Raw genomic sequence first — 26,851 nt, forward strand, 5'->3', positions numbered from 1 at the left:
TGAGGAGTGATTTGTGTTGACCTTTTTAGACAGAAAGGAACAATAGATTAAACAAAATCTGTATTTTGATTTGTTTCCATAAGGATAAGTTATCTATGCTTTTTCAGTCCATACTTCCCTAACCCACATTTCTTTCGTTTTTTGACTTTTTCAGCAAGCCCTAGCTATGTCAATGCCATTGGCTTAACAGAGAGCTACTACAATCAGGCTCTACATTGGTTTGATTCCAAGGCGTTTAGGGTCGAAGGACTAACTTTACAATGGTCAAAGTGGCTAAGTCAGCATGAAAGTCTATACAGAATTAAAGGGAAACGGGTGTATGTGGGTGATGGCATCAAAGTGGGGAAAGAAGGACGCAAGATGCCAGGTGTAAAACGACTACACCAAGAATCGGAAGATGTGTCCAAGCCAGAGTGGATAAGGGGTCATTACTTCAATGCCTTGAGTATTTTGGTGGGAGTAGGGAAAGCCTGCTTTGCCTTGCCCTTAGTGTTGCGGCTAGACGATGGCATCAAGTCCAAAGCAACCGAGAAGGGGGAGGGAAAAGGCAAAAAAAAGGTGAAGACGAGCCTGGTGACAAAAATGGCTGACCTTTGTGTTACTTACGCAGAGGCAGGGAGTTATGTAATTTTGGATGCTTATTTTGCTTGCGAACCAGTGCTCAAAAGTTTTCGCCAGAACGCCTTGCATCTAATCACAAGAGTGCGTTGCTCCACCGTCGCCTATGCCCCCTTTTGTTCCGTGCCGACGCTGACGGGGAGAGGACGACCACGGATTTGGGGGAGTTCGATAAAACTAGAAAAGCTGTTCGCTCTGGCGGCGGACTTTCCGACAGCTAAAGTCTGGCTCTATGGTCAACAAGTCACGGTTTCTTATCAGTGCTTTGAGTTCCACTGGGATAGTCCCCATCAGCTCGTCAAGTTTGTTCTGACCCAATTGCCTAACGGACGACGACTGATTCTGCTTTCTACTGATCTCTGTTTGACTGGACCTGAGATTATTGCCGCTTACGGTCTCCGATTTAAGATTGAAGTCACTTTTCGTCAATTAGTCCATCTTTTGGGCAGCTTTGCCTATCGTTTTTGGCTTAAGAGTCTTCCTACTTTACCTACCTGGCCCAGCAATCTTATCCTCAGTGACTATCCACAAGCTGTTCAGACTCAGATTTTAAACAAGGTAGAAGCCTTTGAGCGTTTTGTTAACCTTAATGCCATTGCTTTAGGGCTACTTCAAATTCTCGCCTTAGAGTTACCCCAGGGGATTTGGGCTAATTTTCCTCGATGGTTTCGGACATTACCATCCCATGGCTACCCTAGTGAACGGATTGCTCAACTAGCCCTTCAACATCAAGCCCAAATGATTTTTCCTCAAAGTCCACCCAGTCTGCTTTTGCCTAAATTCCTTACCGCTAAACTTGCCTCTTCCCCAAGCCCTGATATGCTTACTTTCGTCGCATAGTCATTACCTTATCTGGCATCCATAAACTTCCCACTGTCCAGAAAGGGAAGATATAAGTCATTAATCTCAACAGTATGTGGATTGGTGAGACTAAGGATAAATGCGCTGATATTAAGCATTATAAAATGTAGCGAATCAGGGCAGGTAATTGAGGTAAAGATGAGTCATTGTTTTTTGCCAGAATTGAATTTGGAGGTCTGAAAGCCCTGTAAACTCGTCTATGTACCAAGAAGTCTACTGAGTCTAGATTTAGCTACACTGCTTGCTAGACTAGGCTTTCCAGTTTTTGGAGATGTCTAATAAGTTTCTTTTAATATATTGTAGCTGTTTTTAAATTTTTCTTTTTTTGACGGACGACGTTTTTTCGCTACCGTTAGGTAGTCTTTTCTCCCTTTTTCTCTATAGGTTCTCGGCTTTTCTTTCTTTTTTTCTTTTATTTCTTTATACAACTTATCTATTATTTTTTCTGTTTTTTCTCTGGCTTCATTCAATATTCCTATATCCGTTGGATATTTTATATCGGCTGGTGTACAAGTCGCATCTAACAATAACTTACCTTCATTTTCTTCCTTTTTTTTTCTACTCCCTCAACTGGACAGTGCGAAGTTCTAGGAAAATCAACGAGTTTACTAGGGTTTCAGCCCCCAACGGCCTTCAAACCTCTTCAAGACTTATAATCGCTGAAAGACTTTCAAAGCAAGGCTTTTAGGCGTTTTGTCAAAATGTCTGACAGAGAACTTCGCACTCACCAGTCCCTCAACCTTCTTTACCATTTCTTTATTGATTTTATTTGTTAATTCCATCCCTATTCTTTTACGAAAATTAACCATCGTTGATGCTTCAAACGGCTCCTCGCTACTGTAGCTCTCTATTCCGATAAAGTATTGTAAATACGGATTTTCTTTTATTTGCTCTACTGTTTCTCTATCACTTATTCCTAACCTTTCTTTAATGATTAATGCCCCTAATGCTATTCTAAATGACTTTGCTGGTGCTACTTTTTCTTCTTTGAAATTTTTAGCATATTCTCCTTCAAATTCCTCCCATGGAATCATTTTTGACATTTTTATCCAACGATTTTCTTCGTCCAATTTCCCCTCAAACAGGTTTTTGAAGTTTTCCAGTGTTTTTTCTGTGTACTGTTCCTTGCGATACATACTGTTGAGGGGAGGGATGCAAGGTTTCCGACTCATTCTAGCTTATTTTCCTGCATCTTTGACGTTGTTTTTATGGCTATACTCTTTTCTCTATAAGGGTTTTAGCCTTTTTTGGCAAGCCCTAAATAATTCGTTGATAGATTATCCTGTGAAACGGTACGATAGGGCTTTCGAGCTCGCGTCAGATGTAATCAACGAAAATTTTACAGCAAGAACTTAATTAATCATTGTTTTTTCCCCGAATCAAAAAAAGTACCTCCTTCAAACCATTAAATTACGACCTCCTTCGCTAACAAAAGAGAGTGATTATCAAACAAATCTTTCTTCAGTTTTCTAGCAAAAATTTTGTTAGCATTAGCAGATTTTGTATCGTTTGAACAAAAAATTGCAAGAAATTGAGTATAATTCCCCAAGGGCTGATTAAACACCTCAAGGAGCAAGAGTAATCGTTATGAGCAGCTATCAACTAGACCCCCGTCAAACTATCATCGTGGCTATTTTGGTTTTATACCTGGGTAAGTATTTAACATCACGAATCAAATTTTTGCAAGATTTCAATATCCCTAGTGCCGTATCAGGGGGAGTTCTTGCCTCATTGGTGTTTGGTCTCTGTTTTGTTCTCTTTAAGTTTCAGATCAATTTTGATCTCCAAGGGCGTGACACTTTTTTGATTATTTTCTTCTCTACCATTGGGCTTTCTTCTCGTATAAAAACGCTTTTTCAGGGTGGAAAACCCCTACTCATTTTACTCACAGGTGCGCTAATCTATCTTTTCATTCAAAACTTGACAGGGGTTAGTGTCGCCGCCTTACTTGGTTTAAAGCTACCGATTGGTTTGCTTTCTGGCACCATTTCTCTGACGGGAGGACATGGAACCGTCGTCGCTTGGTCTTCTATTTTTAAAGATATTCACGATATTCCTAATGCTTCTGAAATTGGTGTTGCTAGTGCTACGTTTGGTTTAGTGATGGGAGGAGTCATTGGCGGCCCGGTTGCCAAATTTTTGATTATTAAAAACCGACTGAAAGCGAAGGATTATGAGGAAAATCTAACGGTTGGTATCAAACATGGTCAGCGTCATGTCCAGATTGACTATGATACCATGGTTAATTCTATTCTCGTTATTGCGATTACGATTGGTTTGGGTAGTCAAATCAATAATTTAATTTCTTTATCTGGTCTAAAATTGCCCCTTTTTGTTACCTGTATTTTAGCCGGTATTTTTCTGACCAATACTGTCCCTTTCTTATTCAAACGTTTTCCCTGGCCAACGGATACGCCTTGCCTAGCTCTCATTTCTGATGTTAGTTTGGGTTTATTTTTGGCGGTATCTTTAATGAGTTTACAGCTATGGACTTTGGTGGATATTGCGGGCCCCATTACGGTGATTTTGTTGGTGCAAACCTTGGTGCTGATTGCCTATACGGTTTTTCTTCTATTTCCGGCGATGGGCAAGAATTATGATGCGGCAGTGTGCTCGGCAGGATATTTAGGATTGTCACTAGGAGCGACTCCCACCGCGATCGCCAACATGACGGCGGTGACAAGACAAATGGGGGCTTCGCCTCAATCTTTTATCATTGTGCCTTTGGTAGGAGCGTTCTTTATCGATATTGCTAATGCCTTTATTATTCAGCATTTTCTGAGTGTTATCGGTTAAGGATGATGACCATCGGATCAATGCCTTTCCCAATCTGGGTACTTTATTGCACAGCGATCGCCTTGGAATTCATAGAAAAACCCCACCAAGAGGCAGGGTATAAACGCAAGAGGTTATCATGATTCCCGCTATTTGAGGGAAGACTGGGCGTAGTTCACTAAACCTGCACTAACGTAGTAGCTGTAACCGTCTAATTTGTTTTGTTGCGCGAGACGGGCAGGATTGTTCACTAAATCGCTAATACCAAGACTGAGGGTTAACACTGAAGCGGCGGCAATAACGTAGTTGCGGATGAGGGTGGTGGTTGGGGCGGACTGGGATAACATCAGGATTGCTCTCCTTTTCTCTTGCTATCCTCAGAATAGGTTGATTGTCGGGGGATGTCAGTCCCATAAGATCTGTAATTTCAAGGGTTTCAGGGTTTCTATCTTCCACTTCAACATGGAAATAAAGGGAAAGCGATCGCTATCTTGATAGAACAGAGAATTTACTATCCCACTAAACTATTTTATTCAAAACAATGCTTCCATCAAATCGACGTTTATCCCTTGCTCTGACCCTGTTATTTACTCTGACCCTTCCGAGTGTTAGTCTTGCCCAAGATAAGGGGGCAAAGGTTGAGGTTTTAGAAAAGACGACGGTTAGCTGGGATGGCGACTCGCTTCCAGTTTATCCGCAGGGCCAACCAGAGATAACGATTTTAAAAATCACGATCGCACAGGGCCAACAACTTCCCGTTCATAAACATCCCTATATCAATGCAGGCGTTTTGGTTCGGGGTCAGCTAACGGTGGTAACGGATAAAGGTGAAACCCGTCATCTCAAGGCAGGTCAAGCACTGGCTGAATTAGTCGATAAGTGGCATTACGGCAAAAATGACGGAACAGAACCCGCCGAAATTATCGTTTTCTATGCTGGAATTAAAGGCCAACCAATAACAATTATCAAAGATTATACTAATCATCAAACTGAGTCATCTACCCCACTACAAACCAAACAATCCCCATGAATCAGAGGACAATTTTCAAACTCGTTATTGCTGTCTTATTGTCAAGGTCAGCGATCGCAGTATTAAGTTTTGATTTAGAGCGATCGCGATTATAACAAAACTTATAACTCACTATCAAACTTATCCTCTCGTTCTGCGACCTTATTACCATCACCAATTGAAACCCCTAGTAATTTTTGGTAATCACCTACGATTTAGAGTTTTGTAAAGAATTGTGAATGCTTGTTCCCGAATGCCTAACAGTTGTTAATATTTGGAGAACTGATAAAAATTTGGGTTTTTCTCTTGAACGGATTAGTCTAGCGATCAATCCAATTTTGAGTCTTCCGTCTAAATTCTGGAGTTAAGCATAATTTAAATTAAGAGGGGAAAGAGAAAATGATAGATCACGACTTTGATGATGAGCAGATAAGAGATAAGGCATACCAGATATGGGAGAAAAATAAAGAGCAATCCGAAGAAGAGAACTGGAATGCAGCAATTAAAGAACTAAAAAAACAAGAGGAAGTTTCTCGTGAAGGGATTAAAGTTGAAAACTTGCTGATTTCAAATAGAATTACATGGATGACTACAGTAAATGGCTTATTATTTGGTACTCTAGGTGTTAGCATTGGCAAGTCTTTAAGTTTTTGGTTTTTCCTTGCTATTGTAGTGATCGGATTCTTTGCGTCTCTCTCAAGTTTGTTTGCTTTGCGGTGTGCGCATAAAGCTATAAAAATTTACCTAGGGCTTGCTGAAAAAAGCTGAAACCTTTACGGAGAAAAATAGTAGGCGAATTAAGAACCGCTAGAATGCACGAAAATAGGGTAGAATGCCTCAAAACCATTGCATTAAGAAGAGAGAAAGCAGATGTACCGAAAGCAACAGTACTCAATTGAAACACCAGAAAACTTGAAAAATCTGTTCGGCGGGCAGTTAGACGAAGAAAATCGTTGGATAGAAATGTCAAAAATGATTCCCTGGGAAGAATATGAGGAAGAATATGCAAAAAACTTCACAGAAAAAAAAGGAGCCCCAGCCAAATCATTTAGAATGGCATTAGGAGCATTAATTATCAAAGAAATTTCAGGAAAAAGTGACAGAGAAACAGTAGAACAAATAAAAGAGAACCCTTATTTACAGTACTTTATAGGAATGGAAAGCTATAGTAGCAAAGAAGCATTTAATGCGTCAATGATGGTTCATTTTCGTAAAAAAATAGGAATGGAATTAATAAATAAAATTAATAAAGAAATAGAAAAAAAAGCGACGGGTGTAGCGTCAGAAAAAAAAGAAAATGAAGGAAAGTTATTGTTAGATGCGACTTGTACACCAGCAGATATAAAATATCCAACGGATATAGGAATATTGAATGATGCCAGAGAAAAAACAGAAAAAATAATAGATAAGCTGTATGAAGAAATAAAAGAGAAAAGGAAAGAAAAGCCGAGGACTTATAGGGAAGTGGCAAGAAAAGAGTACTTAGCCATAGCAAAAAAACGTCGTGTGTCAAAAAAAGAAAGAAGAAAAGGAACAAAAAAACAACTAGGATATATAAAAAGAAACTTGTCTGATATAGAAAAAATGATAGAAGAGGGAGCAAAGTTAGAAAAACTAACGAAAAAAGAGCAAGAAGAGCTTGTAACGATAGGAAAAGTGTATGAGCAACAGTTAGAAATGTATGAAAAAAAGACAAATAAAGTAGAAAACAGAATTGTGAGTGTAAGCCAACCTCACGTGCGTCCAATAGTGCGTGAAAAAGCGGGAAAAGCAGTAGAGTTTGGAGCTAAAATATCGGCAAGTAATGTGAATGGCTTTGTCTTCTTAGACAAATTAAGTTGGGATAATTACAACGAATCGGGAGATTTACAAGCGCGAATAGAAGAATATAAAAGGGAAACAGGATGTTATCCGGAATCGGTTCATGTGGATAAAATCTATCGAACAAAAGCGAATCGAGCTTATTGTAAAGAAAGGGATATAAGAATGAGTGGTCCCCGATTGGGAAGACCGCCGAAAGAGGTGAGCAAAGAAAAAAAGAAAGAGGCACGCTCAGATGAAAGAGTGCGTAATGCCATTGAGGGTAAATTCGGACAGGGAAAGAGGAAATTTAGTCTTGGTCGAGTGATGGCCAAACTACCTGAGACCTCGGAAACGGTAATTGCGATGAACTTTTTGGTAATGCATCTTTCTACTCTACTTCAGAAGACAAAAAGTAAAAAGTTGTAGAGTCGTTTTTCTTGTGAAAAATGGTGTTAATTTTCCTCTCTTTTGTGAGGAGTGATTTGTGTTGACCTTTTTAGACAGAAAGGAACAATAGATTAAACAAAATCTGTATTTTGATTTGTTTCCATAAGGATAAGTTATCTATGCTTTTTCAGTCCATACTTCCCTAACCCACATTTCTTTCGTTTTTTGACTTTTTCAGCAAGCCCTACCTAGAAAAGTTTGTTCGCTCTAATGAAATAAAACGACAAAAAAATATTGCTGAAGGACGTATTATAGGGTATCGAGGAGATGCTTGGTTTCTTATTTTACAACCTGAAACATTTTTGCCAATAGCATTCATTTTGGGATGGTTTACTATTGGCGGGCTTTTGTTGTTTCAAAAACTGGATAAGACAATAATAGATTACCCATATCCATCAAGTAGCGTTATCCCCTCCCCAATACGAACACCAACAATTCAAGTTACTCCAATTCTTTCTAAGTCACCACCTCCAGCTAAAGTACCAAATCCAACGCCTGCCGCTCAGAAAACTCCCTGAACCCCTAGTAAAATGTCCCCCTACCTATTCTGCTTTCTGTAATCCAAAGGACGTAGAGCATCCCCACATCAAAACCCTAGTAATTTTTCAGAATTCAATCATAGCAAAGCTTTTAAAGGTTGTCCAGTCAAGGCTTTATAGTTTGATGGTGGGTGATTGTTGAGTTAAACGGCCTTTCTCTTTTCCTTTGGTGATCGATTAGGGAGGGATTAGTGCGATCGCTTTTTAATGAGCCTGTAAAGGGCGATAAAGTATTTTACAGTTTATAACTGAGTGCGATCGCTTTTGTTTCTTTTCAGGTTAAAGGGCGATCGCTATTAAACCCAAGAAAGATTAAATTATTCCTCGCTTCTTCTACGGATTCACCTTGACTGGCAATATCCATCTGAGGGCAAAGGGAGCCATAATCATCTCCTTCACGTTTGATAATACAAGTTAGCTGTTTAAGTTGTTGCATAGTTTTTTAGTTTTCAATAGTTTAATTGTAATAATTTTTATTAGGGTTATTGAGAGTTTTAGATAATAGTGATCGCTTTTTATCGGATTGGTAAAGGGCAATCATCTTAAAATAAGATAGGGAATTGCGATCGCCTTTTAAATCACAAATAACAAAACCGCGATCGCTGTTTCCATCCTGTTTTAAAGGGAAATCCTTGGAAATCGTTTTTAGAAATTAGATAAGGTGCGATCGCCATTTTTTATCCTATTTTTAAAGAGTGCTCACGTTTTCAATGGACAATTATCAACTATTCATTATCAATTAATCGACATTTTCAATAGATAATGGATAAGCGATCGCCTTTCTACTCACCATATTTCGACAAAAATACGAGAAAATCCCTCAAGGCTGCTCTGGTGTCTGGTGAACTTTCGAGTTGATGTTGTATTTGGCGAATAATCCATCTATTTTGGAAAAGACACTAACCCGTTTTGCTTATCCCGAACTCAGGTTAGCTTAGCTACTGTGTACACACATCTACCCATCAACCCCGTTTCGCCCCCCCAGCCCCCCAACTTTGGGGGGAGATCGGTACATTTCGCGGTTTCAAGTCCCCCAGAATTGGGGGATTTAGGGGGCGTGAAAAGGTTAAAACGAAAATCAAAAACTTATGTGTACACAGTAGGGTTAGCTTAGAGGGACAAATCGCGGTATCAGTAAGGTAAGCCAGAGGTGAAAGTTATGTTTAAAACAATCTTGTTTCCGATTGACCAAAGTCGAGAAGCCAGAGAAGCAGCCCAAATGGTGGCGAATTTGGTCAAAACCTACCATAGTCGTTTGATTCTTCTCTCTGTAGTGGAGCAAAACGCCAAACCCGATCCCAATCATCCCAGTGTGATGAATTCTCCCGAAAATGTCGCTAAGTTGCTTGAAGCGGCTCAAACCCTTTTTGCCCAACAAAACATTGATGCAGAGGTCATTGAGCGCGAAGGGATGCCTTCTTTTACAATTTGCGATGTAGCCGATGAGATGGAAGCGGAATTGATTGTCATGGGCTGTCGAGGCTTAGGGCTAACCACGGAAGGCGCGACAGAAAGCGTTACTAGTCGAGTGATTAACCTTTCTCCTTGTCCTGTGCTAATCGTTCCTTAGGGTTGTCTTTGGAACCGGCCTCTAGGACGCTATCTCGAAAACTGTCTTAATACCGAAAAATCGTTCGGCGATCGCGGTGGTGATGACATGAGCGGCAGTATTAAGAAGTCAGCACCCCCGACTGAAGTACGGGGGCTTCGTGCCTCTAACTTCAGTTAGCTGACCAGGTTAAGTCCTTCGAGGACTACGTTTTTTGAGTCATAACACCGACGAATGCGTAGCCAGTTTGTCGCTGTGTTGTTGAAAGTTAAACATCTTTACGGGGTTAAGGAAGTGCTTTCAGCCTAACAAGCTCTTAAAACATTACCGAGGCTAACATTACCCAAGAAATTGGAGTTATCTATGTCTAATTATGTTTTTGTTATTGATACCGATAAACAGCCTTGTAATCCAGTGCATCCTGCTCAAGCACGATTGTTACTGAATCAGAAAAAAGCTGCTGTATTTCGTCGGTATCCCTTCACCATTATTCTCAAGGAGAAGCAAGAAGATGTAGAAGTCAATTCGTTGACTCTTAAAATCGACCCAGGCTCTCAAGCAACAGGGATTGCTATTCTCAATGGAGAAGATGTCATTTGGGGAGCCGAATTATCTCACCGAGGACAACAAATCAAGTCCGACTTAGATTCCCGTCGCGCTATTCGTCGTAATCGCCGAAATCGTAAAACTCGCTATCGTCCTGCTCGATTCCTTAATCGGAAAAAGGAAAAGGGATGGTTAACTCCCAGTCTCCAACATCGAGTAGATACCACGCTAACCTTGGTCAAGAAATTGATTCGTTACTGTCCTGTCACTAGCATTGTTCAGGAGTTGGTTCGATTCGATTTACAGAAAATGGAAAACCCTGAAATCTCTGGTATTGAATACCAACAAGGAGAGTTACAGGGTTACGAAGTGCGGGAATATCTCTTGGAAAAATGGAACCGTCAATGCGCCTATTGTGGAGCAAAGAACATCCCTCTCCAAGTTGAGCATATTCAACCCAAGGCGAAGGGCGGAACTAATCGCATTTCCAATCTTTGTTTAGCCTGTGAACCCTGTAATATTGGCAAGGGAACTCAGGATATTAAAGACTTTCTTTCAGGAAAACCTGATGTCTTGAAACGAGTATTGAGTCAGGCAAAGTCTCCTTTAAAGGATGCCGCCGCCGTTAATTCGACCCGTTGGGCTTTATTTAATGCCTTAAAGATCACTGGATTACCTGTTTCTACGGGATCTGGTGGACAAACTAAGTTTAATCGCACTCGATTAAAATTAACTAAAGCTCATTGGATGGATGCCGCTTGTGTAGGAACGATTGATTCTTTACGGATTGTCACCAAGCAGCCTTTATTGATTAAGGCAACAGGACATGGATGCCGTCAAATGTGTCGCACCGATAAATTTGGCTTCCCATCTCGTTATGTCCCTCGCCTTAAGTTTATTAAAGGATTTCAGACAGGTGACATTGTTAAGGCAATCGTAACTTCTGGAAAGAAAATCGGAACTTACGTTGGACGAGTTGCTGTTCGTTCTAGTGGTAGTTTCAATATTTCAACATCCTCACAGCTAATACAAGGAATTGGGCATAAATACTGTCGGGCAATTCATCGTAAAGATGGTTACTCCTATAGTTTTTAACCCATATTTTACGGGGGAATAAATTCCCCTGAGTCGTTTTTCCTCTCAGGTCTGAAGACGCTGAGTTTCCAAACTCCCACCTTTTTCTTATGAATAATCGACCAGACTTGATCGCCGATATCCTGCTACAGTTAGCGGCTTATCAGATTCGAGTAATTACGGATTGCCAACAAATTCAAAAACTTTCCCTAGATTATTACCATTTTAGTCCAGTCCTAACTCGTCAATTGGCTCACAAACGAGGTGATCTAGTTGTTTTTCCTAAAACAGAACAGGAGATCCTTTTGGTTGCTCAACTTTGTGTTCAAAACCATATTCCCTTAACAGTGAGAGGGGCTGGTACGGGTAACTATGGCCAATGTATTCCGCTTTTGGGGGGAATTATTCTAGATCTGACGGATATGAATCGGATTTTAGCCGTAGAACCAGGACGGGCCAGGGTGGAGCCAGGGGTCAAAATGGCGGCGATCGATAAAGTTACGAGGGAAATTGGTTGGGAATTACGCATCGCGCCTTCTACTTATCAAACAGCGACTTTAGGCGGTTTTATTGGCGGTGGCAGTGCGGGAATGGGATCGATTAATTATGGGATGATCAGCGATCGCGGCAATGTTCAGGCATTACGGATTGTCACTCTAGAAAATACACCGCAGGTCTTGGAGTTAAAAGGGGATGAAACCCAGCCGATCCTCCATGCTTACGGAACCAATGGCATTATTACCCAAATCGAAATTGCTCTTGCACCAACCTATCCCTGGGCAGAAGTGATTATTTGTTTTCAGGACTTTTTAAGAGCGATCGCTTTTGCTCAAGACCTTGGAGACAGTAGTGGCATTATCAAAAAACAAATTGCCGTTCATGCCAGTCCTATTCCCCAATATTTCACCGCCTTACGACGTTATTTACCTCAAGATCAAAGTTGTGTCCTGGCGATCGTCTCGGAATACGATTTATTGGCTTTAAGTAATTTAGTTTGTCATTATCAAGGCAGTATTACCTATCAAAAAATGAGTGGGGAAACTAGTAAACATCTAAATCTTTTGGAATTTAACTGGAATCATACAACTCTACTCGCCAGAAGCCACGATCCTAGTCTGACTTACCTACAGGTTGCTTATGGAAATTTGGCACGAGTCGAGCAACTATATCGTTATTTTGGGGATGAAGTCATGATTCATCTTGAGTTTTTACGGGCAAATGGTAATGTTATCCCGGCTGGTTTACCGTTAGTTAAATTTACCAATGAAGACCGTCTTCAAGAAATTATTAATGAGCATCGAAGTCTAGGGGCAAGTATCGCCAATCCCCATGTTTATACTATTGAAGAGGGGGGATCGGGTGAGATAAATCCAGACCAATTAGCTTTTAAAAAAAGGGTCGATCCTCATGGATTAATGAATCCAGGCAAGATGAAAACCTGGCAGAATTCGTCAACTCTAAGTCTGGATCAGAAATATTAGGAACGCATTTAATTTAAGGTGTTTTTCAGAAATAGGCAATCTGCGATCGCCTTCCGTAGGCGCATTGCGTGCGCCCAATAAAATTTTAAATCCTATCAATACATTTTCTATCATTTTTTCATTGCGATCGCCCAGATAATTTTTATTCTTTTACCAATTCTTTATAATTTAGTTTTTAAAACTGCGATCATCCAATAATTTGTAATTCTAATATGAAATTTGATCCTGAAAAACATCATCGTCAATCTATTCGCCTTAGAAATTATGATTATTCTCAACCAGGATATTATTTTTTGATTATCTGTACCCACAAAAAGCAATGTTGGCTTGGGGAAATTAAAAATGCTCGGATGTACCTTAATCAAATCGGAAAAATTGTTGCGAGAGAATGGTTACATACGCCGAAAATTAGACCCAATGTTCAATTAGATCAGTGGATTATTATGCCTAATCATTTACACGGTATTGTGATTATTAATGAGAATTTAAATCTTTTGGGCGATCGCAATATGTCCGAACAAAAAATATTTGATGAGGAGAATCGAGATATTCTGGGCGCACGCAGTTCGACAGGCTCACTGTAAGACAATGAGCCCCTACGGCAGGAATCGAATTCTATTTCGTCATTTGTGGCGGGGTTTAAATCGGCTGTTACGAAACGGATTAATTTGTTAAGGGAGAATCGAGATATTCCTATTTGGCAACGCAATTATTATGAGTCAATTATTCGGGATGAAAATGCATTGAGAGTTATTCGGGAATATATTTTTAATAATTCTTTATCAGTGGAAAAAAGACCCTGATAATCAAGAAAATGATCAATCAGGGCAAGTGTTAGATTTAGATTTGTATTTTTGATGGCGATCTTTATGTATAAGGGGTTGGAGGTCGATTTGGGATAAATCATTTTTGAGGATTCCCTTAAGGAGTAGCCGTAATTAAGACATCTAAAGCAGTACTATCATAAAAATAATTGGCATTTGGCTCGACAACAAAGTATAAAACATCCGTTGGAAGAACAGAAATTGCTGTATCAAATATGGCCCCATGATTCCCGTTGGCAATAATTCCAGTTCCGAGAACAGTAGTGTTCTTGTAAACGACCCATTTAACTCCATCGCCACCGCCAGGATCTATATCAGAAAAGCGAGCAAGAACTCGAACTGTACCAGTCGTATTGCCTGCCCATTTTACTATTACTGGCTGAGTGGGACCAGGATGCACGTGTATCAGCCCTTTAGTTGCGTTGGCAACACCAGAAGGAAAAGTCGTAGTGGGAATATAAACACCTAAAGAAGGAATACCCGAAGTACTCCAGTAACCATAACCTGGAGAAGTAACAGAAGTAAAAGTGCTTAATGATGAAGGCAAAGTAACTGAGCCATACAAAAACGTCCAGGCTCCGACAGTATTACCTGAGTAGGTCGGAGCAGTGGGATACCCAGGGATCGATGTTAAGTCCCTTGATAAATTCCATGAGTTGACGGGGGCAGCGAGTACATTTGCATTGCTCGCTAAAACAAAAGCGATTGCACTTAACGCTGTGAGTTGACGATGGATTATTTTATACACCTTAAATTGAATAATTTACGATCATTTTTTCAAAGCGTAACACGAACCAGCACAAACCCGAATTTCCTGACAAGAAAACTTAATAAAAATTTACTTTAGGGATAATTGACTCCATTCTCAAAGGGGATAAAAGGCGATCGCTGTGTTAAATGTGAGGATAAGAGGCGATCGCTGTGTTAAATGTGGGGATAAGGGGCGATCGCATCGGAGTAAGAACTATAATAGGGAGTGACAACTTATCAAGTCCTTTTGTCAAACAAACCATGACTGACGACGAATTAAAACAACTGATTGCTTCCAACGCCAAGGCGATCGAGGCCCTAACTAGTGCCTTAACCCAAGAGCGGGAAGAACGCCAGAAAAAGGAACTTGCCTGGGAAAAGGATAGAAAAGGTGTATATGAATTACTGGGACGAGTAGCTAGGAGCCAATCGGATTTTTATGCAACCCAGTCCGACTTTTATCATCGCTTTGACCAAATTGATGAACGTCAGGCCAAGATGACTGAGATTTTGAACCGTTATCTTCCTCCTGAATCCCTATCGTAAAATATAGTTAAAGGCGATCGCGGTTTTAAAGGCGAGGATAAGAGGCGATCGCACCCTACCATTAAAACCATTGAAATTAATCTACAATGTAAAGCTGAAACCCATTGATGTGATTCACCAAGGCAACCTTGACTCCAACCCCCTCCTTGCAAGATAGCCATCTCCAACAGAGCCATACCAGCATCCAACAAGCTCTGAACTGGTTTGCTAGTCAACGTCGGCACTGGAATTATCCACCCAATCCTGAACTTCAAGCAGCAGTTCGCCAAGACCTACAGGCATTAAAGGCTGCTTTGGCCAAAATTGAACAACCCGTGATTCGCATTGCGACCTTTGGATTAGTCAGTCGGGGGAAATCAGCCGTAGTCAATGCCTTAATTGGTCAAAAAATTTTACCGACAGGCCCTTTGCATGGTGTCACCCAATGGCCCCAATCGATTCGTTGGCCCTCTGGAGATAAAGTACAAATTGAATTAATTGACACCCCGGGATTGGACGAAATTGCAGGAGAAGCCCGATCCCAAATGGCTCAGGAAGTAGCCTATCAAGCTGATTTAATTTTGTTTATCGTAGCAGGAGATATTACTCGTACTGAATATGATGCGCTCTGTGATCTGAAAAAAAGTTGTAAACCCCTATTATTAGTCTTTAATAAAATTGATCTTTATCCTGAGCAGGATCGGGAAACTATTTTTCAGCAATTACAACAATTAGGTCAAAATCATCAAAATCTGCCCATTTTTTCGGCGGATGATATTGTGCGAGTGGCCGCAGAACCACCGCCATTGCGAGTAAGATTAGAATTTCCTGATGCTCCCACTCAAGAAACTTGGGAAACGCCAGAGCCACAAATTGAAGAACTGCGCCAGAAAATTCTACAAATTCTTAATCAAGAAGGGCGATCGCTGTTAGCCATTAATGCCTTGGTACAAACCCAAAAAGCGGAGGAAAATATTGCTCGTAAAACCCTAGCCCTGCGTCAGGAAGAAGCCGATGCAATTATTTGGAAATATGCCCAATATAAAGCTCTAGCCGTTGCGGTCAATCCCATTGCGGTTTTAGATCTGTTGGGAGGCTTCGTTACCGATTTATTTTTGATTCGTGCCCTGGCGCGTCTCTATGGCCTACCGATTACCAGTTTTAAAGCAGGTCAACTTTGGCAGAAAATTTTGATTAGTTCTGGTGGTTTATTAGGGGCAGAATTGAGCAGTAGTTTAATCTTGGGACTGAGTAAAACCACTTCTTTACTGGAAAGTCCAGGCAGTTTTACCACCTATGCCAGTACTGCTTTTTTACAGGGAGGAATTGCTGGTTATAGTGCTTATATTATCGGTCAAGCCACAAAAACCTATCTGGCTCAAGGTTGTAGTTGGGGAACCTGGGGCGCGAGTACAGTCATTGCCGAGATTTTGAGTCAGGTTGATCCCCAAACCTTTATTTATCGTGTTCTTCAACAAGAGAGAAAAAATATTTAGAAATTTCTTTTGGCTTGGTCTGGAAAATAATCCAGAAACATGAGCGAGTCCTGACACAGTAACCAATCTGTTCTATTCCAGACAACTGTCATTGTTGATACTCTGTATATTTGTTTGCGTTCTATTCAACGAGTTAATCCAGCATGGTCAATTTAACCCCCAATCCTAGCTACAGTCTTAGTCTCCGCCTTGAATTACCCAATCATCCGGGTGCTTTAGCCACTGTTACCCAAGCGATCGCCGAGGAGGGGGGCAGTTTTGGGCAGATTTCCTTGGTAGAAAGTAACCTCAAATTTATTCAACGGGAAATTACGGTTCACGCCTCCAGCGAAGAGCACGCGGAGAAAATTATTGAAGCCGTTAAAGTTTTACCCAATATTCGCTTACAGAGTGTTTCAGACCGAACTTTTGACCTGCATCGTCAAGGTAAAATCACCGTTGAAAGCCGCATTCCTTTAACCACTCAATCCGATCTGGCCATGGCCTATACGCCTGGGGTCGGGCGGATTTGTATGGCGATCGCCCAGGAACCGGAACAGGTTTTCGCTCTGACCATTAAAGGCAATACAGTGGCAGTGGTAACAGATGGTAGTGCCGTTCTGGGTTTGGGGAACTTGGGCCCGGCGGCGGCTCTGCCAGTCATGGAAGGAAAAGCCATGCTCTTCAAAGAGTTTGCTGGAATTAATGCTTTCCCGATCTGTCTGGATACCCAGGACACGGAGGAAATTATTAAGGCCGTTAAACAGATCGCTCCCGTTTTTGGCGGTATTAATCTAGAGGATATTGCGGCTCCTCGTTGTTTTGAAATTGAAGCCCGCCTACGAGCAGAGTTAGATATTCCTATTTTTCATGATGATCAGCATGGTACCGCGATCGTTAGTTTAGCGGCCTTGATCAATGCCCTAAAGTTAGTCAATAAACCGATTGAGACTATTCGTATTGTTATTAACGGGGCTGGAGCCGCCGGATTAGCGATCGCTTCTTTACTGAAAAAGGGAGGCGCGACGGATATTTTAATCTGTGACTCTAAGGGGATTTTGTCTAAAGAACGCACCGATCTCAATCCCCAAAAAGCTGCCTATGCGGTTGAACAGTCGGGAACCCTAGTTGAAGCCATGCAAGGAGCCGATGTTTTTCTGGGGGTCAGTGCGCCTGGGGTGGTCAGTCGAGAAATGGTGCAATCTATGGCCAAAGATCCGATTGTTTTCGCCATGGCCAATCCCATTCCTGAAATTCAACCCGAATTAATTCAGCAGGATGCCGCCGTAATTGCCACCGGTCGCAGTGATTACCCGAACCAAATCAATAACGTTCTAGCCTTTCCTGGGGTTTTTCGGGGGGCAATGGACTGTCGCGCTCAAACAATTACCGATAATATGTGTCTAGCGGCAGCAAAAGCGATCGCCTCCTTAGTCACCGTTAATACCTTAGATCGAGAACATATTGTTCCTTCTGTCTTTGACAAACGGGTTGCGACCACTGTCGCCAGTGCCGTTCAACAGGCAGCCCGAACGGAAGGTATTGCTGCTAAATAATTCTCTCGCTAGGGCCAGATCATGATGGGGAAAAACAACAAGCAAATTAAACGGAAGCTTAGGTCAGAGGAAAGCAACGATATCCCAGAAGTGATTCGGGATCGACCCTCTACCAAAGTAGCTAACCGTCCAGGGTTTTCCCCTCTGCTCTTGGCTAGTTTAACGTTAGGAATTTTTGCCTTGCTCTCTCTCTTGATTTTCTGGCGACCTAGCTCCCCACCGGTTGTCATCTCTTCTCCACCCCTACCCACACCGACGAGTTCTGCTACTCCAGGTGAAAATCCAGGTGAGGAAGTGGATAATGTTCTTGGTCATTTACCCTACGCAGAAGCTCCTCAGAGTGAACTTAAGGCCATTACACCGGATGGACGACTCAGAATGCGAACCGCCGCCGCCAATGAATTTTTGCAAATGCAGGGGGATGCCAGGGCTGAGGGGGTGATTCTGGTTCCTATCTCTGCTTTTCGATCCGTGCAGCAGCAAAACCAGGTCTTTTTTGGGGTTAAACAACAGCGTAATCAGCAGGTACGTGAACGAGCCGAAGTCAGTGCGCCCCCAGGTTATAGTGAACACCACACAGGTTATGCCATTGATATTGGGGATGGTCACGCTCCTGGAACGAATCTTAGTCAAAACTTTGAGACAACGGCGGCCTATAAATGGCTCAAAAATCATGCGGCTCAATACAATTTTGAGAATTCCTTTACCCGTGATAATGCCCAGGGCGTGAGCTATGAACCCTGGCACTGGCGTTATGTCGGTGATCGCCAAAGTTTAGAAACTTTTTTCAAGGCTAGAAGTTTAAATACCTCTAGTCAACCGGCTCCGGCTCCCTCCAATCCTTAACTTTTTGTCCCCATTTGCTCATGGCTGACCATCATCATCACGATCACCACCATCATCACCATGAACATCACCACCATCATCATGCGGGGGAACCAGGGAAGCTTAACCGCGCTTTTTTGATCGGCTTTGTTTTGAATACATCGATTGTGGTTATTCAGGTGATTTTTGGATTATGGAGTAATTCTCTTTCCCTGTTAGCGGATGCGGGCCATAATTTCGGGGACGTTTTAGGATTATTAATTGCCTGGGGAGCCAGTTGGCTGGTTCAAAGACGAGCTTCAGCCCACTATACCTATGGTTTTCGACGATCTTCGATTTTGGCGGCTCTGCTCAATGCCTGTTTAATTTTTGTGGCTCTAGGGGCGATCGCGGTGGAAGCCATACATCGTTTCCAAAATCCGCCGGAATTAAAGGAGGGAATTGTGATTGTGGTGGCCAGCCTGGGTATTGTTTTAAATGGTTTGACCGCCTGGTTATTTGCCAAGGATCAGCAAGATCTCAACCTCAAAGGGGTTTTTCTGCATATGCTTACCGATGCCCTAGTTTCTTTGGGAGTAGTCTTAGGGGCGATCGCTATTATGGTGACGGGGTGGATGTGGCTAGATCCGGCCATGAGTTTAGTGATTACTGTTCTAATCTTTTGGGGAACCTGGGGCTTACTCAAGGATTCAGTTGCTCTGCTATTGGATGGCGTTCCTGCTCACATTGAAACCCAGGCTGTGCAAACTTATTTGCAAGAGTTTCCAGGCGTGGTTGCCATTCATGATCTGCATATTTGGGCAATGAGTACCACCGAAACCGCTTTAACCGTGCATTTGGTTCTCGGCGATCGCCCAATGGATAATGAGTTATTGCAAACCTTACATCAAGAGATCAAAACCTATTTTGGCATTGCCCACAGTACCATTCAATTGGAAAACAGCATCTCTCCATTAAATTGTCAAAGTCGTGGCTGTTACCCTTTGCACTTCTAAGTCGTATCACTTAGTTCGAGCCTTAAGACGTGCTAGAATAACGGGAGAAGAACTAGTTCGACAGCAAGATCAGTTAGTAATCTTGATAGCTTGGTCTATTTAGAATTGACAGATTAACCTGCGAAATCTTGCCTTTTTCCCGTGTTTCGGGAATTTTTACTGTTTTAATGAGGAAATCATAGTGGCAAAACGTCGCAACTTAAAGAAAGAAAAAGCTGAACGTAATAGAGCCTATGCTCGTCAATTTCGCTCTGCCTCAACTCGTACTACAAACAAACGTTTCTCTGGTGGGCAAAGAAGACAGGGGGGCAGTAGTAGCGGTGGTAATGGTGGTGGCAATGGTAGCAATGGTGGTGGTGCTGCTGCCATTTAAAATTCGTCAAATCTTGACTTTTGTCAACTATCATGACGCTTTCTAGTCAGAACAAATCTACCCTAAATACTGCGGTGGGGTTTTCCCACCGTCCTGATACCCGTCAAGAGTAGGGTACAAATCTTTTCCGTTTTGGATTTTCCGTTGAATGCCATTAGCGTCGCGAGCTAATTCTTGTCTGATAAGCTTGAGCATCTAAGCCATCCCCTTCATTAGCGGTACTGGGATTGATCGCCTCTTGTAAGGCAACTACTCGGTTAGCGGTGTCAGGATGACTACTGAGAATTTCTATGCCTGAATTCCCTTGTCGCTGGAGTTTTTTCATAAAATTGACTATTCCAATCGGGGCATAACCGGCTCGAATTAAGTTGTTTAAGCCTAAACTATCTGCCTCTAGTTCATCTTCTCGGCTGGTAGGCAAGTTCACCGCAAATTGCACACCTAACCGCACAATAGTACTTCCTTGTAGTCCGGCAGCACTCATTAACCCTTGGGAAAGAGCGGCATCTCGCATCTGGGTGACAGCATGACGAGCCGTAATATGACCAATCTCATGGGCAATCACACTGGCAAGCTCGGCTTCATTATCAGCCGCTAGGATCGTTCCAGTATTAATATAAACGTAGCCCCCCATTGTAGCAAAGGCATTAATCGCTCGATCATCCACGACTTGAAAGGTGTAGGGGATGTCAGGTCTCTCGCTGGACTGGGCTAAACGCTGACCAATCTCATTCACGTAACGATTTAAGCTGCGGTTGCGAGAGGGACGAAATTGTCCTTGTTGAACTAATTGTTGATTAATTTGCTGGCCAAATCGGACTTCTTGCTGATCTGACAGGTTCGATAATTGTAAAACTTGTATTCCCTGAAAGAATAATTGCATCCAGGATTGACTATAACTTGGTTGGGCTGTTGTTAAAACAAGACTAAAGGTTGTTATTCCAGCGATCGCCCAGGATATACACCGTTGACGGAAACGATTAACTGCCATCTTTCTCTGCTAAAAATATGTCCTATCCTTTAGTATATAGAGACTAAAACAGAGCTAGATCGCCATAAGGGACAGTTACTGACCTCTCACACTGGAATTTTGATAGACATAAAAATTGAAAAGATCGAATACGCCGCCCACAAAACTACAGGTGGCTCCAATTACCAATAGTCCAGGTAAAGGGGAGCCATTGCCAAAGATCGTGAGGAATTCGACCAGGCTACTGTTGCCAATCTGACCAATAAAGGCAATCCAAGGCAGATAACTGATCAACCAGAGGCTGGCCATTAACCCGATCATTAATAGGACAGGAGTGGTAAAACTCATGACAGTCGTGAGTATTAGCGAACATAGTAACTTAGACACAAGACACCTCTCCTAGGGAATGGATGGACTTTATGAGATTACTTGACTGCTCAAATAAGATAACTTAACCTTAGCTGCTCTTTTCTAATTTGGCACAGATAGTTATAAATCTTAAATCTTTATTAAAAAGTTGAGCGAATGCAGATAAAGACTTGTAAAAATCCACATAAAAAAACATGGAACGTTATAAATCTCAACATTGATAGGCAATATTCATGATTTCATGAGAAAAAATGTAACAGTTCTTTGCAAGCACGACTTGGAAGGTTAAAAGAGTTGTCCAATCTGAGATAATAATGAGAGAGTCAACACACCTGATCATGGAATAACGAAGTATAACGGGGTTAATCGGAGCAAAAAGAATCTTGTCGATAAGAGAATTCCCTCCTTTTTTTGCTACAATCGTTATTGAGTTTCAAACCGCGTAGGTTGCGCGATTGTTGGAGTTGACAAGTTTTGATACGTCACAACTCGATTCTCAGTTCGAGACTCTTAAAAAGGCTCGCGCTGGGGAGCAGTTTACCAGAGATAATGGGGTCGTATTGCACTCAAATACCAATGTTGCCGAAGGTATCCTGCAAGAAGGGAGGATTTTGAACTCCCCGCCTCCTTGTTTTTTAAAAAACAAAGGAAATATTGCTAGAACGGACTCGGAAGTTTCCAGTAATTGATACCACAAGGAAGTTGATTATTGGAGGCGAAAACGGACAAAGGCAAGTCCCAGACCCTAGAACCAAGGAAGCGTAAGCCTCCATCGGTCAATCGGGGAGCGAATATAAAGCAGTTGACGCTGTTTAACTTCGGTTAACTCCGTTTTCCGTGTGCCTCACACCTTAATATCCTAAGATTTGATGGTGACTATCTAGGGCTTGCTGAATAAGTATAGAACCCTTGCCAGATAATGCTTTCAAGCATTTTAAAAACGATCAGGTGCAAGGTTATGGCCTTTGGAGGCTCAAAGCCCATGCACGTCGTTGGAAAACTGGGGGTTGAAATTGGAAACAACTCTCTGAAGTCACCATTTTTCGCGTCCTGTGGCATCTAGGTTCGTTTTGTGGACTTTTTCAGCAGACCCTATCTAAAACAAAATTGGCTCAATCCTGATTAAAAAACTCCCTAACTGACGTAAAAAATACACAATTAAGGAGAAGCGGGTCTATTACTTACACAAAAAGCAGAAACCTAAAGTTTTGTTCCGCATTCTGGGCAGAAATGGTTATTGGGTGGGTTTTTCGCGCCACAGGTATGACAAACGACTAACTGAGAGGATGATTGACTGGGAGGTAGTTCAGGCAGACCAAGCATTTGGGCATTACTTTTCCCTGGAGCCACCATCGGATAACAATTTTCATCCCGCTTAACTTTGACATCTAGAATGCAAGGGCCATCGTGAGCTAACATTTCAGCGATCGCCCCAGCCAATTCACTGTGGTCTTTAACGGTGATACCTTTCATCCCATAGGCTTGACAGAGAAGGGGAATATCGGGCATTCCGATGTGCATATCAGAAGCAGAATAATGCTCGTTATAGAAAGTTTCCTGCCATTGGCGTACCATTCCCTGCCAGCCGTTATTAAGAATGATGGTTTTGACCTTAATCCCATACTGAACTAGAGTTCCCAACTCCTGTAAATTCATTTGGAAACTGGCATCCCCACTAATACAAATCACTTGCTCCTGGGGCAAAGCCATTTTTACGCCCATAGCGGCAGGAACGCCAAAGCCCATCGTCCCTAGACCGGCACTGGAGATCCAACGCCGAGGGCCATTATTGAGGAACTGAGCCGCCCACATTTGATGTTGACCCACATCTGTTGTGTAGTAAGCATAGGGAGCTTGACGACCGACTTCTACGATTACTTCTTGAGGAGCAATACTATCTTCGTAGTGGGGAGCTTTCAGAGGATAATCTTCGCGCCAACGATTAATGCGTTTTAACCAGGCCTGAGTCCGATTTCCGTAGGTGGGATAGTCCAATTCCCGCGATCGCTGCAACAGTTGTTCTAAAACATTGCGGACATCGCCGACAATAGGAACTTCTGGTTTACGGTTTTTGCCCACTTCCGCCGGATCAACATCGATGTGAATCACTTTAGCGCGGGAAGCAAATTCATCCAGTTTCCCCGTCACCCGATCATCAAAGCGAGCCCCCACGGCAATCAACAGATCACATTCACTAACGGCAAAGTTGGCGTAAGCTGTACCGTGCATCCCTAACATTCCCAGGGCCAAGGGATGATGTTCATCAAAGGCCCCGATCCCCATCAGCGTCGTTGTCACCGGCAATTGAAAACGTTCCGCTAATTCTTGTACCTGGGCATGGGCATTAGAGGCGATCGCGCCCCCACCAACGTATAACAAAGGACGTTCGGCTGCTTCCAATAAATGCAACGCGGCATTAATCGAGCGATGATTGGCCTTGGTTGTTGGACGATAACCCGTTAAATTAACCGACCCAGGTTCAATGGGAAAATAATCACATTCTTCTAAACCCACATCCTTGGGAACATCAATTAAAACGGGGCCAGGTCGTCCTGTGCTGGCAATATGAAAAGCTTCCGTCACGATACGAGCCATTTCACTGGCATGACGAACCACATAGGAATGCTTAACAATCGGCAAGGTAATGCCAAAAATATCAATTTCCTGAAAAGCATCACTGCCAATAAAGGCCCGTCCCACCTGTCCTGTGACCACAACCATGGGAATCGAGTCCAAATGGGCATTGGCAATCCCCGTAACTAGATTAGTCGCGCCTGGCCCAGAGGTTCCAAAACAGACCCCCACTTTACCCGTTGCCCTGGCATAACCATCGGCCGCATGGGCCGCACCCTGTTCGTGGCGTACCAGAATATGTTGAATATTCCCTCTGGCTTCAGCACGGTAAAGTTCGTCGTAAATGGGAAGAATTGCACCTCCCGGATAACCAAAAATATGTTTTACGCCATGACGTTCGAGACTATCAATGAGAATATAGGCTCCGCTACGGCGTTGGGCAACGGGGACTGATGCAGGAACTTTTGTTTTAGAAATGGAGGCAACCACAGGACAAACCGCTTTATTGAGTAATTGACTTAATTTTTATTGTAGTTTTGTTGTATAGGATGCAACGCAAAGAATCGTAACGCTGCTAAACTGCCAGACTTTATATTCTACGAGATCGAGCCAACTTCTGTCGAGCCGATAAGCCAAGTCAGATAAGCCTTCGGCCAGATCGACTAGCTTGACTGCACCGTTGAATGAGTTAATTATTCTTAAGCTAATCTTTTTGGAGATCTTTAACCTTTCCTGACAAATACGGTGAATCTGGCAAGATCGGCGGCTCAAATAAGGGCAATAGTTAACTAGACTGACTCGCGTGGATCGCATTCTGGGCACGACGGAGTAGCCAATCAAAGCGGGCTTGAGCTAGGGGAATTTCTTCTAACAAGACAGGGGATAGTTCTAAATCAGGACTAACTGAGTCCTGTCCAAGATTGAGTTCCGTTAAGGTGACTCGCAAACGACTGGATAGAAATAGGGCGATCGCGCGATAAAAACGAGAAGCAAAGCCAATGTCCTGGTGTAAGCGTTCGGTCAAGGCTAGACGAGATAGGGACAAGACAACAGAATCTTCTAAGGTTTCGATAGTGGCAGAAGGGGGATAACCGTCAATGAAAGACATTTCTCCCAAAACCTCACCACTGCCTAAACTGGCAACTTCCTTACTGCTGCCTAGGACATTGACGGAAACAATCACGCTACCTTCAAAAATAATGTAGAGAAAGCTAGAGGGTTCACCCTCCCGAATTAAAACACTTCCCGCTGGAATCCGCTCGATCGCACCTTGGGTAACAATCCAGTCGAGGTCGTCGTCATTAAGTTCCCCAAAGAGGTAAAGAACTTTTTTCATGGGGCTTCTGGGTTGAAGGAAGGACGTTACTTGACGATTATAGAAGGCTTTGGAAAGGATAGAACGGTGTTTTCTAGAATATCCCTAACTGTTTCAGCGTTTCGAGGGCGGCGGCCTTAGTTGCGTCCTGTTTACTATGACCTTTGCCTTGACCGTAGGACTTTCCCTGTATGCTAACTTCAAAGGTAAATTCTTTGGCATGATCTGGCCCCGTTGCTGCAATCAAAACATACTGAGGCAATTCACCGCATTGGGATAAAGACCACTGTTGTAGTTGATTCTTAACATCAATTAAAGCCGTTCTCAGAGGTTGGCTATTAGGCGATCGCGGTTTGGTTAAGGCAGAGACTAAGAGGGATTGCACAAAAGAACGGACAGCTTCCAGACCCGAATCTAAAAAATAGGCCCCAACAATGGCTTCTAGGGTATTACTTAAAAGGGCTGGGTTATCCCGTTCTCCATTGCGATCTGCTCCTTTGCCCAGACACAGAATTTCTCCAAGGCCCAAAGTCCTAGCAAACTGAGCTAATTGCGCTTCATTGACCAGTTGGGAACGCAGCCGAGTTAATTCTGCTTCTCGAAAGCGAGGATATTTTTCGTACAAAAATTCTGCCACCAGGAAACCGAGAATCGAATCCCCTAAAAATTCTAGCCGTTCATTATGTTGAGTGCCTGGGTTCTCATTGGCATAGGAACGGTGAGTTAAAGCCTGAAGCCAAAGGTATTCATGGGTAAAAGTCGGCAATGTTAACGGGAGCGGTGGGGATTGACTGGATTTAGTGATATTCATAATACGCAGTTGAATTTTGTACTTGTGGTTTTAAATTTCCCGTTCAGCAGGTTGTTTAAGGCACAAATAATACTTAATTGTTGGTAAGAGGAATTAACTTAGAACAGCAATTCCAAATTCAGAATGTAGTCCAAGATACAAAAGTATTGAAGTGCTTACGGTCAAGGGGTTTTGTTTCAATATGTGGAATCAGCGTAATGCTCTATTTAGTAATTGATCAAGTTTGTTTGCAGGTTGCTGACTCTCCAAGAGGCTAAGATTCGAGGAGGAAGTACAAAAAACGCCAGAAATCAGCGAAATCTCTTTTGACCTCATAAAAGCGAGATAACGTCCGTATCTTATGTTACCGTTTGAATTTGGAATTGCTGCTTAGGGGACGACCTCTATAGTCGCCAACCGATGGCTGAACATTGTTTAGAGTACAATTACAACTTTATCTTTGTCTGTTTACCCACATCCCATCCAGCTCTCTATGATTGGGTCGCTTTCATGGAGGCGAACGGAGAAGTTAAAACTACTCAACAACGAGTTTGGAATGGGCGCTACTTTGACATTTGGGACTATCGTTATCTCAATCAAATCCCTCTGCGCGAACAACAACCCGTCTTACTGGTCAATTGGTGTGAGGTGACAGTTAAGCGCGAGTCGGATGGTCAACTTCTCTATAGCAATAGCTGGATTACCAACCACGACCTGACTCCTCAACGGGTCATTCTGCTCTGCTGGACGCAGTCGTTGGCGAACCGAAAATGAGAATCACAATGTTCTCAAAACTCGGGGCTATCAT

At 42.5% G+C, this 26,851-nt stretch carries 23 protein-coding genes and 3 pseudogenes; 16 read left to right on the forward strand and 10 right to left on the reverse strand.

Features of this window, described 5'->3' with window-relative positions; translation table 11 throughout:
• Nucleotides 1–141 precede the first annotated feature (141 nt).
• The gene (locus tag KA717_15055) at nucleotides 142–1,458 is read left to right on the forward strand and encodes a transposase (protein ID UXE63767.1); all 1,317 of its coding nucleotides are present in this window, start codon (nucleotides 142–144) and stop codon (nucleotides 1,456–1,458) included.
• A gap of 333 nt (nucleotides 1,459–1,791) precedes the next feature.
• Here KA717_15055 and KA717_15060 read toward each other — a convergent pair.
• Together KA717_15060 and KA717_15065 are read right to left on the reverse strand one after the other, a co-directional pair.
• Nucleotides 1,792–2,033: pseudogene (locus KA717_15060) on the reverse strand (IS5/IS1182 family transposase).
• A gap of 189 nt (nucleotides 2,034–2,222) precedes the next feature.
• A pseudogene (locus KA717_15065) lies at nucleotides 2,223–2,615 on the reverse strand (transposase).
• 451 nt (nucleotides 2,616–3,066) lie between these two features.
• Here KA717_15065 and gltS point away from each other — a divergent pair.
• Entirely contained in the window at nucleotides 3,067–4,275 is a 1,209-nt protein-coding gene (gene gltS / locus KA717_15070; GenBank protein UXE63768.1) for a sodium/glutamate symporter, read from the forward strand.
• A 128-nt stretch (nucleotides 4,276–4,403) separates the two neighbouring features.
• Here gltS and KA717_15075 read toward each other — a convergent pair whose 3' ends face one another.
• Complete coding sequence (locus tag KA717_15075; protein UXE63769.1) at nucleotides 4,404–4,601, reverse strand: hypothetical protein; 198 nt, start codon at nucleotides 4,599–4,601, stop codon at nucleotides 4,404–4,406.
• Between the two features lie 194 nt (nucleotides 4,602–4,795).
• Between KA717_15075 and KA717_15080 the strand changes: the two genes are divergently transcribed.
• From KA717_15080 to KA717_15090, 3 genes and pseudogenes are all read left to right on the forward strand, one after another.
• Complete coding sequence (locus tag KA717_15080; protein UXE63770.1) at nucleotides 4,796–5,284, forward strand: cupin domain-containing protein; 489 nt, start codon at nucleotides 4,796–4,798, stop codon at nucleotides 5,282–5,284.
• A 378-nt stretch (nucleotides 5,285–5,662) separates the two neighbouring features.
• A complete protein-coding gene (locus tag KA717_15085) occupies nucleotides 5,663–6,031 on the forward strand; it encodes a DUF2934 domain-containing protein (GenBank protein ID UXE63771.1) in 369 nt (122 codons plus the stop codon).
• Nucleotides 6,032–6,133: 102 nt separating this feature from the next.
• Nucleotides 6,134–7,471, forward strand: a pseudogene (locus KA717_15090) (IS5 family transposase).
• Between the two features lie 855 nt (nucleotides 7,472–8,326).
• Here the strand turns inward: KA717_15090 and KA717_15095 are convergent.
• A complete protein-coding gene (locus tag KA717_15095) occupies nucleotides 8,327–8,488 on the reverse strand; it encodes a hypothetical protein (protein UXE63772.1) in 162 nt (53 codons plus the stop codon).
• A gap of 723 nt (nucleotides 8,489–9,211) precedes the next feature.
• Between KA717_15095 and KA717_15100 the strand changes: the two genes are divergently transcribed.
• From KA717_15100 to KA717_15115, 4 genes are all read left to right on the forward strand, one after another.
• Nucleotides 9,212–9,622 (forward strand): universal stress protein, encoded by a 411-nt coding sequence (locus tag KA717_15100; protein ID UXE63773.1) that lies wholly within the window; start codon nucleotides 9,212–9,214, stop codon nucleotides 9,620–9,622.
• Nucleotides 9,623–9,964: 342 nt separating this feature from the next.
• Complete coding sequence (gene iscB / locus KA717_15105; GenBank protein ID UXE63774.1) at nucleotides 9,965–11,242, forward strand: RNA-guided endonuclease IscB; 1,278 nt, start codon at nucleotides 9,965–9,967, stop codon at nucleotides 11,240–11,242.
• Nucleotides 11,243–11,331: 89 nt separating this feature from the next.
• Nucleotides 11,332–12,702: an FAD-binding oxidoreductase gene (locus tag KA717_15110; protein UXE63775.1), complete on the forward strand. Its 1,371-nt coding sequence runs from the start codon at nucleotides 11,332–11,334 to the stop codon at nucleotides 12,700–12,702.
• A 212-nt stretch (nucleotides 12,703–12,914) separates the two neighbouring features.
• Entirely contained in the window at nucleotides 12,915–13,286 is a 372-nt protein-coding gene (locus KA717_15115) for a hypothetical protein (GenBank protein UXE63776.1), read from the forward strand.
• A gap of 337 nt (nucleotides 13,287–13,623) precedes the next feature.
• On the opposite strand, the gene KA717_15120 is transcribed toward KA717_15115, so the two are convergent.
• Nucleotides 13,624–14,274: a hypothetical protein gene (locus KA717_15120; GenBank protein UXE63777.1), complete on the reverse strand. Its 651-nt coding sequence runs from the start codon at nucleotides 14,272–14,274 to the stop codon at nucleotides 13,624–13,626.
• 263 nt (nucleotides 14,275–14,537) lie between these two features.
• Between KA717_15120 and KA717_15125 the strand changes: the two genes are divergently transcribed.
• The 6 genes from KA717_15125 (at nucleotide 14,538) to KA717_15150 (ending at nucleotide 20,025) form a co-directional block, all read left to right on the forward strand.
• Nucleotides 14,538–14,822 carry a hypothetical protein gene (locus KA717_15125; GenBank protein ID UXE63778.1) on the forward strand — a complete coding sequence of 95 codons (285 nt, stop codon included), beginning with the start codon at nucleotides 14,538–14,540 and terminating at the stop codon, nucleotides 14,820–14,822.
• 128 nt (nucleotides 14,823–14,950) lie between these two features.
• Nucleotides 14,951–16,297: a GTP-binding protein gene (locus tag KA717_15130; protein UXE63779.1), complete on the forward strand. Its 1,347-nt coding sequence runs from the start codon at nucleotides 14,951–14,953 to the stop codon at nucleotides 16,295–16,297.
• Nucleotides 16,298–16,440: 143 nt separating this feature from the next.
• Nucleotides 16,441–17,832 (forward strand): ACT domain-containing protein, encoded by a 1,392-nt coding sequence (locus KA717_15135; protein ID UXE63780.1) that lies wholly within the window; start codon nucleotides 16,441–16,443, stop codon nucleotides 17,830–17,832.
• Between the two features lie 150 nt (nucleotides 17,833–17,982).
• Nucleotides 17,983–18,678, forward strand: coding sequence for a D-alanyl-D-alanine carboxypeptidase family protein (locus tag KA717_15140; GenBank protein ID UXE63781.1), 696 nt, complete (start codon nucleotides 17,983–17,985; stop codon nucleotides 18,676–18,678).
• A gap of 131 nt (nucleotides 18,679–18,809) precedes the next feature.
• Nucleotides 18,810–19,652 carry a cation diffusion facilitator family transporter gene (locus KA717_15145; GenBank protein ID UXE63782.1) on the forward strand — a complete coding sequence of 281 codons (843 nt, stop codon included), beginning with the start codon at nucleotides 18,810–18,812 and terminating at the stop codon, nucleotides 19,650–19,652.
• Between the two features lie 181 nt (nucleotides 19,653–19,833).
• A complete protein-coding gene (locus KA717_15150; GenBank protein ID UXE63783.1) occupies nucleotides 19,834–20,025 on the forward strand; it encodes a hypothetical protein in 192 nt (63 codons plus the stop codon).
• A gap of 154 nt (nucleotides 20,026–20,179) precedes the next feature.
• Here the strand turns inward: KA717_15150 and KA717_15155 are convergent, their stop codons facing one another.
• From KA717_15155 to rnc, 5 genes are all read right to left on the reverse strand, one after another.
• Nucleotides 20,180–21,016 carry a M48 family metallopeptidase gene (locus KA717_15155; GenBank protein UXE63784.1) on the reverse strand — a complete coding sequence of 279 codons (837 nt, stop codon included), beginning with the start codon at nucleotides 21,014–21,016 and terminating at the stop codon, nucleotides 20,180–20,182.
• Nucleotides 21,017–21,091: 75 nt separating this feature from the next.
• The gene (locus KA717_15160) at nucleotides 21,092–21,343 is read right to left on the reverse strand and encodes a hypothetical protein (GenBank protein UXE63785.1); all 252 of its coding nucleotides are present in this window, start codon (nucleotides 21,341–21,343) and stop codon (nucleotides 21,092–21,094) included.
• A 1,221-nt stretch (nucleotides 21,344–22,564) separates the two neighbouring features.
• Entirely contained in the window at nucleotides 22,565–24,427 is a 1,863-nt protein-coding gene (gene ilvB, locus KA717_15165; GenBank protein ID UXE63786.1) for a biosynthetic-type acetolactate synthase large subunit, read from the reverse strand.
• A 295-nt stretch (nucleotides 24,428–24,722) separates the two neighbouring features.
• Nucleotides 24,723–25,274 carry a cyclic nucleotide-binding domain-containing protein gene (locus KA717_15170; protein UXE63787.1) on the reverse strand — a complete coding sequence of 184 codons (552 nt, stop codon included), beginning with the start codon at nucleotides 25,272–25,274 and terminating at the stop codon, nucleotides 24,723–24,725.
• Between the two features lie 73 nt (nucleotides 25,275–25,347).
• Nucleotides 25,348–26,064, reverse strand: a complete 717-nt coding sequence (gene rnc / locus KA717_15175) for a ribonuclease III (GenBank protein ID UXE63788.1) — start codon at nucleotides 26,062–26,064, stop codon at nucleotides 25,348–25,350.
• 399 nt (nucleotides 26,065–26,463) lie between these two features.
• On the opposite strand from rnc, the gene KA717_15180 reads away from it, so the two are divergent.
• The gene (locus KA717_15180; protein ID UXE63789.1) at nucleotides 26,464–26,817 is read left to right on the forward strand and encodes a hypothetical protein; all 354 of its coding nucleotides are present in this window, start codon (nucleotides 26,464–26,466) and stop codon (nucleotides 26,815–26,817) included.
• Nucleotides 26,818–26,851: the final 34 nt, after the last annotated feature.

Source organism: Woronichinia naegeliana WA131 (assembly GCA_025370055.1).
GTDB lineage: Bacteria > Cyanobacteriota > Cyanobacteriia > Cyanobacteriales > Microcystaceae > Woronichinia > Woronichinia naegeliana.